General features: G+C 31.8%; 10 protein-coding genes. 9 read left to right on the forward strand and 1 reads right to left on the reverse strand.

The genetic code is table 11. From position 1 onward, the window contains the following. Position 1: 1 nt before the first annotated feature. Positions 2-1,486 (reverse strand): helix-turn-helix domain-containing protein, encoded by a 1,485-nt coding sequence (locus ACOSP6_RS11105; protein ID WP_422093346.1) that lies wholly within the window; start codon positions 1,484-1,486, stop codon positions 2-4. Between the two features lie 128 nt (positions 1,487-1,614). Here ACOSP6_RS11105 and aceB point away from each other — a divergent pair, with 128 nt between their 5' ends. From aceB to ACOSP6_RS11150, 9 genes are all read left to right on the forward strand, one after another. Beyond that, complete coding sequence (gene aceB / locus ACOSP6_RS11110) at positions 1,615-3,210, forward strand: malate synthase A (RefSeq protein WP_422093345.1); 1,596 nt, start codon at positions 1,615-1,617, stop codon at positions 3,208-3,210. An 88-nt stretch (positions 3,211-3,298) separates the two neighbouring features. Continuing rightward, positions 3,299-4,921, forward strand: a complete 1,623-nt coding sequence (locus ACOSP6_RS11115; protein ID WP_422093344.1) for an isocitrate lyase — start codon at positions 3,299-3,301, stop codon at positions 4,919-4,921. A 226-nt stretch (positions 4,922-5,147) separates the two neighbouring features. Beyond that, a complete protein-coding gene (locus ACOSP6_RS11120; protein WP_422093343.1) occupies positions 5,148-6,491 on the forward strand; it encodes a microtubule-binding protein in 1,344 nt (447 codons plus the stop codon). An 84-nt stretch (positions 6,492-6,575) separates the two neighbouring features. Beyond that, a complete protein-coding gene (locus tag ACOSP6_RS11125; protein WP_422093342.1) occupies positions 6,576-7,625 on the forward strand; it encodes a hypothetical protein in 1,050 nt (349 codons plus the stop codon). A gap of 76 nt (positions 7,626-7,701) precedes the next feature. Further along, positions 7,702-8,064: a four helix bundle protein gene (locus ACOSP6_RS11130; RefSeq protein WP_422093341.1), complete on the forward strand. Its 363-nt coding sequence runs from the start codon at positions 7,702-7,704 to the stop codon at positions 8,062-8,064. A gap of 80 nt (positions 8,065-8,144) precedes the next feature. After that, positions 8,145-10,103 (forward strand): AAA family ATPase, encoded by a 1,959-nt coding sequence (locus ACOSP6_RS11135; RefSeq protein WP_422093340.1) that lies wholly within the window; start codon positions 8,145-8,147, stop codon positions 10,101-10,103. Further along, positions 10,103-10,537, forward strand: a complete 435-nt coding sequence (locus ACOSP6_RS11140) for a hypothetical protein (protein WP_422093339.1) — start codon at positions 10,103-10,105, stop codon at positions 10,535-10,537. The genes ACOSP6_RS11135 and ACOSP6_RS11140 overlap by 1 nt, the downstream gene beginning before the upstream one ends. Positions 10,538-10,577: 40 nt before the next feature. Further along, the gene (locus tag ACOSP6_RS11145) at positions 10,578-12,359 is read left to right on the forward strand and encodes an amidohydrolase family protein (protein WP_422093338.1); all 1,782 of its coding nucleotides are present in this window, start codon (positions 10,578-10,580) and stop codon (positions 12,357-12,359) included. Next, positions 12,359-13,594: a DUF6638 family protein gene (locus ACOSP6_RS11150; RefSeq protein WP_422093337.1), complete on the forward strand. Its 1,236-nt coding sequence runs from the start codon at positions 12,359-12,361 to the stop codon at positions 13,592-13,594. The genes ACOSP6_RS11145 and ACOSP6_RS11150 overlap by 1 nt, the downstream gene beginning before the upstream one ends.

Here is a 13,594-nt window from a genome sequence, read left to right on the forward strand (position 1 = left end):
ATTACTCGTACGATTCGATGATGTTTTTTACGGTGTTTTCAATTTCTTTGTAACGTGCTTTTTTATCTAGTATCCAAGGTTCTGATACACGCTCTTTACAGTCTTTTACAGAACAAGATTCGCAGGTTACGCCAACTACATTTTTCTCAAAAGTATCTTCTTTGAAAAATTTCACTTTTCGTTTTAAGTGTGGAGATAAAAGCATTCCAATACTAATACTTCTGTAAATATCTTTTTTAAATGGATCTTTATTGGCTGAAGACAATACTAAATATTCATTAGTTGAATTTTCATAAGACGAAATCTGAATTCCTGATGAAGACTTTTTTTGGTCTGAGTTTTCAAAATCTTGAATGGTTTTGATGGAAACCCACCTTCTACAGTAATGTTCCTGGTTACGATTGGCGTGAGGAGCTTGCTGCTGAGTAATATGTAATTCTTTACTTAAGCGATATTTCGGAGAGTCTTTTTTATGCGTAAAACGCAAAAAGAATAAGTTCTTAATATTAAAAGCCGTCGGTAAAATATTCGTTAATCGTTGATAAAAAGTTTCATCAGAACAATTATAGCTTGTCAGTATTTTATGCAGTCTAAGCGGATTCCAATCTTCTTTATTGAATAAATCTTTTAGTTGATTTATTAATTGTTGTTTCGGTATAATTAAAGCACCAGCGAAATAAGAAGCGATAAAATTATTTAATACTTGATCAAAACTTTCAAATTTAATCCAAGGGAACGTATACAATCGATCCTCTATTTTTAAGAAATTGTAAGCTATTTCTTTGGCGTAAATAAACGTTTTTTGTGGTTCCGAAATTTCTTTACTTAATAAAAGCGTGTTCTTTTTCGGAATGTAAATATTTCTTAAGTCCGTTAATTTGGTGTGTTTTGATAATTCTTCAGTATCTACATTGTAACCGAATTCTTCAATTAGGATTTCTTTTAAATCTTCTGAAGTGATTTTTTTATTAAGATTGATGTGATAAGCCTTGGCGAATTTTTCAACACTTTCTTCAATATCTTCAAAATAATTATTGTGTGCTTCTTGATAAGAACGTAAAGAAGCTAAGAAGAAACTCTCTCTCGTAAGATTGTAATTCTGAGAAATTTTAATAATGGTACTAATGAAAGCATTTACTTTAGCAGGTGCATTAGCGATAATATCAATTAAGTTGTTTTCCTGAATCCCGAAAAGGTCAAGCGGAATTTCCTTTAAAATCTTTGATTGTAAAATCTCACCAATAGGAGCGAGGTTTTTATCTAATTTTAAAGAGACTAAATGATCGTATGGTACTTCAAGACTCTCTGCAAGAATCGCAATTTTATCTGTTTTGGGATATTTCTTTCCCTTTTCTATCTCATTTAAATAAGATTTTGATAAGCCTGTAAGTTTTCCTAAACCAAACAGAGATAGGTTTTTTTCCGTTCTAATTTGCTTTAGTTTCAGCCCAAAAATAAGGCGAATGTATTGTTCTTCTAATAACATAAAATCAAATTTATGAATAATAGCGAACTTATAAAAATTAACTTTTTTTAAAATTTAGCGAACGTTCGCTTGGAGAGTTCAAAAATATTTTATAACATTGTGGTGTAATTATTTAAAAAAGAATAAAAATGGAAACTAAAGCAATTCTAAATGAGATTCAGTTCAGTGGATTTGAAGCGAAGTCTTACCAGTCAATTTTAACGCCAGAGGCGAAGGCTTTTTTAATAGAGTTACATGTCAAGTTTAATAATAAACGACTAGAGTTGCTAGAGGAAAGAGTCAAGATGCAACAGTATTTTGATGAAGGTAATTATCCTTCTTTTCCAAAAGAAACGGAGTCTATTAGAAATTCAGATTGGGTGTGTAAACCATTACCACAAGATTTATTAGATAGACGAGTGGAGATTACAGGTCCTGTGGATAGAAAGATGGTAATTAATGCATTGAATTCAGGAGCTAAAACCTTTATGGCAGATTTTGAGGATAGTAATTCTCCAACAATTTCTAATATATTAAACGGTCAACAAAATTTACTTGACGCAAACACGAAAACGATTTCGTTCTACAACGAAAAGAAGGATAAGACTTATAGTTTAAATGATGAAACAGCTGTTTTGTTAGTAAGACCAAGAGGTTTGCATTTAAATGAAAGGCATTTTGTATTAGATGGAGAAGAAATGTCGGGGTCATTAGTTGATTTTGGGTTGTACTTCTTCCATAACATTAAAGTGTTATTAGAACAAGGAACAGCAACATATTTTTATTTGCCAAAATTAGAGCATTACTTAGAAGCAAGATGGTGGAACGAGGTTTTTGTTTTTGCTCAAGAATATTTAGGTGTTGCTCAAGATACAATTAAAGCTACTGTGCTTATTGAAACAATTACAGCTAGTTTTCAATTAGATGAAATTATATACGAATTAAAAGACCATATGGCGGGTCTTAATTGTGGAAGATGGGATTACATTTTCTCGTACATAAAAAAGTTTAGAAATCATGAAGGGTTTTTAGTACCAAACCGTGCACAAGTAACAATGAGCTCGCCATTTATGAAAGCATATTCTCAAAGAGTAGTTCAACGTTGTCATGTTCGTCGTGTTCATGCAATGGGAGGAATGGCCGCTCAAATTCCAGTTAAAAATGACGAAGCAGCAAATAAAGCGGCGTATGCTAAAGTAGAAGGTGATAAGTTACAGGAAGTAAAAAATGGTCACGACGGAACTTGGGTTGCACATCCAGGACTGGTTAAAGTGGCAATGGATGTTTTTAATGAACACATGCCGACTGCAAATCAAATCGATAATAAACGTGAAGATTTAACAGTTACCGAAGAAGAATTGGTTGAAATGCCAGTTGGAACTGTTACAGAAACTGGAATTCGTGAAAACATTAATGTCGGTATTCTTTACATAGAAAGTTGGTTAGCAGGAAATGGTGCTGCTGCTCTATATAATCTAATGGAAGATGCAGCTACAGCAGAAATTTCTAGAACTCAAATTTGGCAATGGTTACACAAAGGTGTTCGATTAGAAAGTGAAGAGCAATTTGATGTTGAAATGTATCAAGATTTAAAAGCTCAAGAGATAGAAAAAATTAAAGAGTTGGTTGGAGAAGAATCATTCAAAAACAGAAGATTTGATTTAGCGATTCAGTTGTTTGATGATTTAGTCTTGTCAGAGGATTTCGAAGAGTTTTTAACACTTCCAGCTTATCAATATATTTAAAAATTAAAACAAAAAAAAGCCCCAAAAATGCGGCAACATTTAAAGGGCAAGTCATTATTATAAACAACTTATTTAGAAATACAATATTATGAAAAATTTACCACAAGGAAGTTACAGTTCTGCATTAGAAACGGTAAGAAACTTAAAAGAAAAGTTCGGTAAATCTTGGAACGCAATTAGTCCAGAAAATGCTGCAAGAATGGCAACACAAAACCGTTTTAGAACTGGTTTAGATATTGCTAAATATACAGCTTCAATCATGAGAAAAGATATGGCAGATTATGATGCTGATTCTTCTCAATATACTCAGTCTTTAGGATGCTGGCATGGATTTGTTGCTCAACAAAAGATGATTGCGGTTAAAAAACATAATAAAACTACAGATAAAAAATATTTATACTTATCAGGTTGGATGGTAGCAGCATTGCGTTCTGAATTCGGACCATTACCAGATCAGTCTATGCACGAGAAAACTGCTGTTGCTGGATTAATCGAAGAGATTTATGATTTCTTACGTCAAGCAGATGCGATTGAGTTGAATGATTTATTCAGAAGATTAGAAGCTGGTGAAGATGTGCAAGATCAAATCGATAATTTCGAAACACACATTGTTCCAATTATTGCTGACATCGATGCTGGATTTGGTAATGAAGAAGCTACTTATTTATTAGCTAAAAAAATGATTCAGGCTGGTGCTTGTGCAATTCAAATTGAAAATCAAGTATCAGATGCAAAACAATGTGGACACCAAGATGGTAAAGTAACTGTTCCACACGAAGATTTTATTGCAAAGTTAAATGCTGTTCGTTATGCATTCTTAGAATTAGGAGTTGAAGACGGAGTTATTGTTGCAAGAACGGATTCAGAAGGAGCTGGATTAACTCAAAAATTACCTGTAAGTCAAGAGCCAGGAGATTTAGCTTCTCAGTATTTAGATTTCGTTGAGTGTGAAGAGGTTTCTTTAGATCAAGTAACTAATAACGAAGTATTATTAAAAAGAGATGGAAAGTTAGTTCGCCCGGTAAGATTAGCTAATGGATTATATAAATTCAGAGAAGGAACAAATATCGATAGAGTTGTTTTAGATTGTGTAACGAGTTTACAAAACGGAGCTGATTTATTATGGATTGAAACGCCAACGCCACACGTAGGTCAAATTGCAGCAATGGTAAACAGAGTAAAAGAAGTTGTTCCAAACGCAAAATTAGTTTACAACAATTCACCATCATTTAACTGGACTTTAAATTTCCGTACACAAGTGTATGACGCAATGGTTGAGGCTGGAGAAGATGTATCTGGTTATGACAGAGCAAACTTAATGGATGCGAAATACGATGGTTCTGAATTATGTAACAGAGCGGATGAGAAAATTAGAACTTTCCAAATGGATGGTGCTCGAGAAGCTGGAATTTTCCACCACTTAATTACATTACCAACATATCACACAACTGCACTTCATATGAATGATTTAGCAGAAGGATATTTCGGAGAAAAAGGAATGTTAGCTTACGTTAAAGGAGTGCAACGTCAGGAAATTAGAAAAGGAGTTTCTTGTGTAAAACACCAAAGAATGGCAGGATCTGATTTAGGAGATGATCACAAAACATTCTTCTCGGGAGAAAATGCGTTAAAAGCAGGTGGTTCTAAAAACACCTCTAATCAGTTTGATGCGAAAACGTCAGAAGAAAAGGTTGCGGTAGCAACTGTTTAAAAGAAACGCTAAAACTTTTAGGTTTTAGTTAGTTGTTTGTTTACATATATTTCTAGTTTGAAGTAAAAACCGCTTTTGTGCAAAAGCGGTTTTCTTTTTTGTTTTAAAGGTGTAACATTTTTGGAAAAAGTGCTACATATTATTTGTTGAATAATTATTTTAAATAATTTTTTTTAACGAAATTGCTAACTTTAAAAATTGTACAACTATAAAAAACGCACACAAGATGTCTGATGATTTTGATTTATTAGAAACGAATTCTAACGATAAAACGGAAAAAGTTGATGTTAATTGGGGAAAAGCTATTGATAGCATGAAATCTAAATTAGCTCAAGAAGATGATCCTCAGGTTAGACAAAAAATATTAAACGCAACATTAGACGATGTTGTGAATATGGCTGAAAAAGATAGAACTACTCTTTTAGATGCTATTAAAGATTTAACGGATTACCAGGATGAAGTAGGAATCATTTTTGAAAAGTTTTCTTCGTTAAATGCTGATGAGCAAAAAATCATAGATGATGCACAAAAAGCTTTAGAAAGAGCCAGGATAGAATTAGAAGATGCTCAAAATAAACCTGATACTTGGTGGAACAACCTTTGGGGAAGAAAGAGTAAAATTGCGAAAGCCGAGCAAGAATTAAAAGAAGCGGAGAAGGTTCGTGCTGGTGCAGATAATAGGGCTAAAGCGATGTTTCAAGAGCGTATTGAAAGTGCAGATGTTCAAACGTTACTTTCTGAATTATCATTCAAATCTCAAGCTGCAGTTACACGTTTAAAAGAACGTGAAGTTGAAATAAAAGAAGTAGAAGATAAGTTGCAAGTTGCAATTGTAGAAGCTACGAAAAACCATACAAAGGCATTAGAGAAAAAGAAGGAAGTTGAAACTCAGTTAGAAGAGCAATATGCGTTGTTAAAACAAGCTCGTCAAGAGTTAGAAGAAATTGCTGATAAGCAGTCTGCTGAATATGCACAAGCTATTGGTAAGGTAACTAAATTAGAGCAAAAAGTTGAAGAACTAGAAGGTTTGAAAAATGCCTACACTACTTTGGCAGCTAGTAAAGATAGCTTCGTTCATAAACATAACTTAACAATTAAAGTACTTACATCTTTACGTAGTAATTTACAAACACATAGAGCAAAATTAAAATCAGATACTGAAGAGCGTTTGAAGTATTACGATGGTTATATCGTAGCGTTAAAAGCAAGAACAGATCAGGAATTTGCTGCTATTTTAGAGCACTTAGGAGTTAAAACAGATGAGCATATCGGTGAGACTTTAGCAGCAATGCATACAGCTAGCGCAAAAGCACGTCAGGAAATGATGGATAATATTCCAGTTCATGAAAAAGTAATGCAAGGTGTTTACGGGTCATATGCTGAGGCATTACAGGAAATCCGTGAGAAAGACTCTGAGATTCAAAAGAATTTTGCCGATCGTTATGGAATTGATATGAAAGAATTGTTCGAAGATTATTATAAGGCAGATGCAAACGCTCCTTCAGGAGGTGATGATAAGCCTACCAATGATCCAGAACCAGAGTCAAACGATGATGATTTATTATCATAGCAAATAGAAAAATATTAAAGAGACGGTAATTTTACCGTCTTTTTAATCTATAGAAATAAGAACCTTTAGTACGAATAATTCAATATGATTGTAACTCCTTTAGATTCTGCTGTATTAGATTCAAAAGAGCAATATGTATTTTATCATAAGATGGTAGATTTTGTTCTTAAAGAGCTAATTGTGAATATTCAAAGACAAAACTTATGCAGTAGTCAAGAGCTTGTTATTTTTAAACAGTATACCGATTTATTATTGTATTCAATAGAGGCAATGCGTGTAAAATACATGTATGACGAAGACGATAATATGAAAATCGATTTAACTGAATCTGGATTTCCAAATTATTTAGAGTTTAGGTATTTGTATAATGATTTAGAACTCAAAAAAGAGTATATCAGTAAACTTGAGAATATTGAAGATTTGAAAGAGGAGTTTTTAGATTCTCTATTACGAAAAAAGCAAAAAATAAAACAGCGTAGATTATTTCAAGCGGCTTCAGTGGTTTATTATAATTCAGTAAATCAGAAATATATTTTTAATCGATTTGTTCAAGGTAAAATTTTAGAAGCACCTGAGAATAGTCCAGCAGATTTGTTAACAAGTTGGAGTTTTTACGATGTTTCAGATAATAGACCTTACATCTGTTTCATGTATTTCAATTACGACGGAAAACGAATTGAAGATTATAAAGAGAAATTGTATGCAATTCTTCGTGAAAGTGGAGATCGAAATATGGCTTTAGATACGTTGGCGTATAATATTGATAGAAAATTACCAGATGTAAATCCTAAGTATATCAAGAGAATCGATTTAGGTCCTTTGCATAATGTTTTTGCTAAAGATGAAAACTTAATTACACATGCAATTCTAGAAGGAATAGCAAAGAAAGAAATTCCGTTAGAATCGTATGCATTGTCTTTTAAAACAGATGAAGTTTTCTCTGGAGGAACATTCAAAGAAGGTGGTTTCTTTTCAAAGCAAATTTTACAAAAGTGGAACGATGTAGAACATAGAAAATATGTGTTTGCGCCACATAGAATTATTCAAATGTTATATAACAAAACACCAGAAGTTTTAAATAAATTGGCAAAAGAACCAATTCAAATTTCAGATTTAAAAATTGATATAACTTAAGTACTCAGTCTACAGTTTGTAGTATTCAGTTCAGTTAAATATTGCAATTAAGAAAAAAAATAAAAAAGAAAAAGAGATGAGTTTTAAAACATTATTGGCCTATCAAAAGGGGTTTGATGTTGCGATGGATATTTTTAGTCTTACTAAAGAATTTCCAAAATCAGAGATGTATGGTTTGTCTTCTCAAATAATTCGTTCTAGCAGAGCCGTATGTTCGGCTATTGCTGAAGGTTATAGGAAAAGACAATATGTAAAACACTTTAAAAGTAAACTTTCTGATGCTGATAGTGAGAATTCAGAAACTCAGCTTTGGTTAGAATTTGCTTTAGCTTGTAATTATATAACCAAAGAAAAGAAAGAGTTATTAGAGAATAAAAGTATAGAAATTGGGAAACTCATCAATTATATGATGATTCACCCAGAAAAATTCGGAGTTTAAAAAGAAATAAAAAATATCAGTTAAGAAAGTGAGTAGCATTAAACTGGTTACTGCTTACTAAAAACTGTAAACTAAAGAATATGGAACACAATTCAACCTTTCCAATTAAGAAAAATGAATTAGATATGCTTCGTGATGAAGCTAGTGGATATTTAAAAAGTATTCAGTGGGAGCAGGGGCAGCGAGCAAAAAATAAAGATAAAAACGAAAAAGATGAATCTATTCTATTGTTTTTATCAAGAGCAAATGGCGGAGGAGCTTCTGAGTTAACTTCAGTTTCAAAGACAATTTTAGCATTAAAAAAACGATTGTTACCTGATTCAGTTGCTATTCCTATTTTCTTGAATCAAACACTATATGCAGTTCAAGAAGGTTTAACTTTAGGAATTTGGATTAAAGATAGTTATACCGATGCTTCTGGATTATCAGGTTTAGCTGAAAAAAGAGCAGCTTTAGATGCAAATGGTAAAAGAGAGTTTGAAAGTAAAATGCAAACAGCAACAGCTTTTCAGTTGTTTGCTACAGCTTATAAAATTCTACATGATTTAAAGCCTTATGCTTCTGATGATTTATCTGTAATGAAACAGAAGTTTGCGGGAATTCCTGAGGTGTCGTTATTTTCTCCGTTGAAAGGAATTTCTTGTTGCTTATTTTATTATGATAAATATTTGTCTCATCCAGATATTATTGGTTCGGATAAAGATGTAATTGACTTTACAGTTGTGTATTTTGAAGCTTTAATTGATGAAATTAATCTTAGAAAAAGTAGCCTAGAATACACTGAAACAATTACCGATAGAACTTACAAGCTTGAAAATTCAGATTTTGCGGTTTCAGGTTGGGAAAATACTTTTAGTGGAACAGCAAAGAGTGTCGAGTTTAATAAAATTCAGTTTGAGCAAATTGTAGGAAATAAGGATGCAAAACACTTTGCGCGTCGTTTAACGGAGCGTATGTTAAGCTATGATTTCGATGCTCAGAAAAACCCTTTCCAAGAGTTAGGTGGATTCATGCCAGTATTTATGGGATATGGTATTCCAGGTACAGGAAAAAGTATGTTGATTGCGGCAATTGCAACTCGATTAAAGGAACATTCGGATAATTTAGATATTCCGTTCTTATTTCATCCAATGCCAGATACTTTAATTTCTACGTTTCAAGGAGGATCAGCAGAAAAAATGGTTGAATGGATGAAACCAATGCAAGACCCAACAAAGTTAATTTTTGCACCAATTGACGATGCAGAAAACAATTTACAGGAGAGAACAGCTCAAGGAGTTTCTGCTGGTGTAAAAGAGGTTATTGGAGTTTTCTTGCGATATACAGAAGGAGCGTATGCAGTTAATTACGGAAATAGTTCAATCGGATTGTTTACAAACCTTCCTGAAATGTTAGATAAAGCGGTTATTTCACGTGTACAAGGTCGTTTTAAAATCGATGGAGCAAGAACTGAAAATGACTTTTTAGATCAAGATTATATTTGGTGGAAGAAGTTTCATAAAACGATGCCTGACTTCGTAAACATGTCAGATCCTTCTAGTTATAATTATTTAGCAGATCAAGGATTTGTAAAAAGTATGGGTGATGTTCTTAGCAGTATTGAAAAGCCAACTGAAGAGCGTGTTCATGAGGTGTATGATAGAGTAGAGCAGCAGTATAAAACCAACGAACATATGTTTTTTGCGGGTTTGTATAAAGAAATTCAAAAGATATTTCCATTCTTTTCTTCAAGAGATGTTCGTAATATTCAATCAGCAATTTCATTACGTTTAACAGATTTTGATTTAGAACAAGATTGGTTCGAAAACCCGGAAATATATTTCAAGAAAGATTATGAAACCAAATTCAATATGCTTCAAGAATTAATGAAGACTAACATGAAAGGCTTGGATTTTTCAGAAATTAGAAGACAAGAAGTTGTTCGTTATTTAGACAATGTTGCTACAATTGCTGATACTGACTTCAAACGTAAAGTAGATGCTCGTATCAATCAAATGAACATTGAATTGGAAGCGAGAGAGCAATTCGAGAAGAAGTAATGGAAAAGATTCATATTGAAAAAGCATTAAATAATCTTGAAAATTATAGTGAGGAAGAGGCTTATTTTAGTATAATCTCCGATATGGATGATAATATCCATATAGAGGCAAATAAGTTAGGAGTAATTCAATATGCAAAAGAGTTATTATTGAACTCCAGACAGTTTGATTACCTTGAAAGTCAACCAGAGTCTGAAAGATTTATACGTATAGAAAATAAAGATTGGTTATTTATTGAGGACTATAATTATTTTCCAGTTATAAAAGCTGTTTATGGTTCTAGGAATGAATTAACCATTGACAAAAAAACTGAAGAATATAAAGAAACATTTACTGAAAAGTTGTTTAAGTACGGATGTGTATTAATATTCGTTTTTCTTTTAATTTCAATTTTGATAGGTATATATCAAATAGTATCTTGGATAGTAAACTAAAAGAATTAAAAAATAAAATTTCAGCACAATATTTAAAAAAATGAAAAAAATCATAACTACTACTTTAATACTTTCATCAATTTTCTTGTTTGGGCAAGAAAAAATAGACGAGATTAATTTATATCCAGATATCGTAGTTGAAAGTGAAAAGTATAATGCTAATGGTGAATCTGTTTTAATAGATAATATTCAAGTAGTAGATGTTAAAACTGGAAAAATTACCACGAAAGATGTTCTTGTTACGAATAAAAAAATTGCAAAAATATCAAAAAGCATCAAACCTGAAACTAGCTATAAAGTAATAGATGCAAGCGGTAAGTGGATGATTCCAGGTTTAATAGACAGTCATATTCATCTTTTCCAATCAGGTGGTTTATACACTAGACCAGATGTAGCAAATTTGAAACAATTTAAAGATTATGAAGATGAAAGAACTTGGTTGAAAAGATATACGACTGACTTCTTAAAACGTTATTTAAGATGTGGTATTACAACTGTAATTGATGTTGGTGGTCCTATATATAATTTTGATTTAAGAGATAAATATGCTGATATAAGTGAGTACCCAAATATATTTATTACTGGACCTTTAGTTTCAACATATCAACCAAAAGCATTTGAAATAGAAAATGCTCCAATTATTAAAGCCAATACTCCAGAAGAAGCAAGAGAGTTGGTTAGAAAACAAATTCCGTTAAAACCAGATTTTATAAAGATTTGGTATATCGCAAGATCAAAGAAAGATGAAGAAAAGAATTATCAAATTGTAAAAGCAACAATAGATGAAGCTCATAAAAATAATTTAAAAGTTGCGGTTCATGCTACTGAACTAAGTACGGCTAAAAAAGCTATTAAAGCAGGCGCTAATTTTTTAGTTCATAGTGTTGAAGATGAAAAAATTGATGATGAGTTTATAAAAATGGTTAAGGATAATAATGTTAGTTATATACCAACATTAATTGTCATGAAAAATTATATTAAATCATTTTCACAAAATATAGCACCGTCAAAGGAAGATTTCAATATTTCTAACCCAACTGTACTGGGAAGTTTATATGATTCTAAAAAATTGGAGATGAAATCTCTTAAGCATTGGGAGAGATGGAAATCATATGCAAATAATAATAAAGTCAAGCTTGAGAATGATGAAAAGTTAATGGCATATAATCTGAAGAAAGCAATAGATAATGGATTCAACGTAGCCACAGGAACTGATGCTGGGAATATAGGAACTTTACATGCAACTTCGCTTTTTGATGAAATGATAGCGATGAAAAAAGCAGGTTTAACAAACCTTCAAGTATTACAAACTTCAACAATAAATGGGGCTAAAATATTAGACAAACAGAAAGAGTTAGGTTCTATTGAGGAGGGAAAACTTGCCGATTTGGTTATCTTAAATGAAAATCCCTTAGAAAACCTAGAAGCAGTAAAAGCAATTGATTTTGTCATTAAAGGAGGAACAGCTTTTCCAGTTTATGGTATTATTAAAGATACTCCAGAGCAGTTAGTACAACGTCAGGTTAATGGATATAACGCTGGTGATATTGATGCTTTTTTAGAACCATATAGTGATGATTTTGAAATCTATGATTATCCTAATAAATTAAAAGGCAAAGGAAAAGCAAATTTTAAAGGAGGATATGCAAAGCTTTTTAAAACCTATCCAAATTTACATTGTGAAATAGTTAAAAGAATGGTTTTAGGAAATAAAGTAATCGATTATGAAAGAATAACTGGAATTTCTGATAAACCAATTGAAGCTATTGCTATTTATGAAATTAAAAACGGAAAAATAAGTAAAGTAACTTTTGTAAACTAATGCAAAAACTTAAAGAAGCAGATTTATATAAAGGAGAGTTAATACCAATTAATGGTAAATTGGTTGAGCGTTATAACAAGTGTTTGGTGAAGCTTGGTTTTGCCGAAACTAAGTTAAATTCTTTTTTTATTGATGGTATAGGTTGGAGCCCGGAAATCGCTGAGGAAAAAGGTGAAACACATTATTTAAATCACGGTGATGCTAATCCACATTGTATCATTATTACACCTTTACAAAAAGGGTTGCCAATTTATAATCCGTTTCATTCATTTGATAAAGAACTAATGAAATTGGTGTTTAAAAAACATCAAAAACGAATTGAAAACATTACCAGGGATTCTGCTATTTGTGTTGATTTCGATCAGGATATCGATGTGTTTTACGAACCTTTAGATGTTTTAAAATACAAGAATATTACCGTTAAGTTCAGGTTAATTGATGATTTGGATAAAGCAAAAGAAGAGCAATTACAATTGATTGAGCTATTCAGAAGTGATAATAATTTTATTGATGAAGCTGTTCACCAAAAACTACTTGATTCCGCAAATACTTATGGAGATTTAAGAGAACGAGAGATCAGTTTGGAGAACATTACATATAACACCGAATCTTTTTATACAGAGGCGTTTGGTGGTATATATGTATTAAAAAGCTTTTTGTCTCCGATTTTAGTTTTTGAAGATATGGAATCCTACAAGGAGGCTATAAAAGATACAAATCACGATGTATTAATGTATCATATTTCTCATGATGAATTAATTGAGAAGTTAACATCTCATTTAATGATAGAGTGTGATGTTAGTTCAAACATTACATTAAAAAGATATGAGCGTATCAAAAAGTTTTTACTTTCTGAATACATAACAGAGGACACACAATCAGTAAAAAACATACTAGATGACCCAATGCTTTTTAAAGGATATTTAAATAAGATTGATATTTCTGCACGTAAAAGAATTATGGGATTAGACCGATATTTAGAGAAGAAGAAATCTGATCCTCGAACGAAAGTTGCAGATTTTGTTGATAGAGATATATACATTGCCTTGCATAGTCCACATTCATCGTTAAAACCGAACGAACAAGATTTAGTTTGGAAATTATTAGTGAGTATTTCACCAAAAGATGTTTTATTTTTATACTGGTACGATAAAGAAATATTTTACAATTTGTATCAAGATTGGAGCGGCTCATTAAAAGATTGGGTGATAGAAACAATTAAGAAAAACATATAA

It is taken from the genome of Tenacibaculum sp. MEBiC06402 (assembly GCF_049239625.1).
Taxonomy (GTDB): domain Bacteria; phylum Bacteroidota; class Bacteroidia; order Flavobacteriales; family Flavobacteriaceae; genus Polaribacter.

Excerpts from the sequence above, each read along its gene's own strand:
- ACOSP6_RS11105 (WP_422093346.1), bottom strand. The coding sequence starts at position 1,486 with ATGTTATTAGAAGAACAATACATTCGCCTTATTTTTGGGCTGAAACTA.
- aceB (WP_422093345.1), top strand. The coding sequence starts at position 1,615 with ATGGAAACTAAAGCAATTCTAAATGAGATTCAGTTCAGTGGATTTGAA.
- ACOSP6_RS11115 (WP_422093344.1), top strand. The coding sequence starts at position 3,299 with ATGAAAAATTTACCACAAGGAAGTTACAGTTCTGCATTAGAAACGGTA.
- ACOSP6_RS11120 (WP_422093343.1), top strand. The coding sequence starts at position 5,148 with ATGTCTGATGATTTTGATTTATTAGAAACGAATTCTAACGATAAAACG.
- ACOSP6_RS11125 (WP_422093342.1), top strand. The coding sequence starts at position 6,576 with ATGATTGTAACTCCTTTAGATTCTGCTGTATTAGATTCAAAAGAGCAA.
- ACOSP6_RS11130 (WP_422093341.1), top strand. The coding sequence starts at position 7,702 with ATGAGTTTTAAAACATTATTGGCCTATCAAAAGGGGTTTGATGTTGCG.
- ACOSP6_RS11135 (WP_422093340.1), top strand. The coding sequence starts at position 8,145 with ATGGAACACAATTCAACCTTTCCAATTAAGAAAAATGAATTAGATATG.
- ACOSP6_RS11140 (WP_422093339.1), top strand. The coding sequence starts at position 10,103 with ATGGAAAAGATTCATATTGAAAAAGCATTAAATAATCTTGAAAATTAT.
- ACOSP6_RS11145 (WP_422093338.1), top strand. The coding sequence starts at position 10,578 with ATGAAAAAAATCATAACTACTACTTTAATACTTTCATCAATTTTCTTG.
- ACOSP6_RS11150 (WP_422093337.1), top strand. The coding sequence starts at position 12,359 with ATGCAAAAACTTAAAGAAGCAGATTTATATAAAGGAGAGTTAATACCA.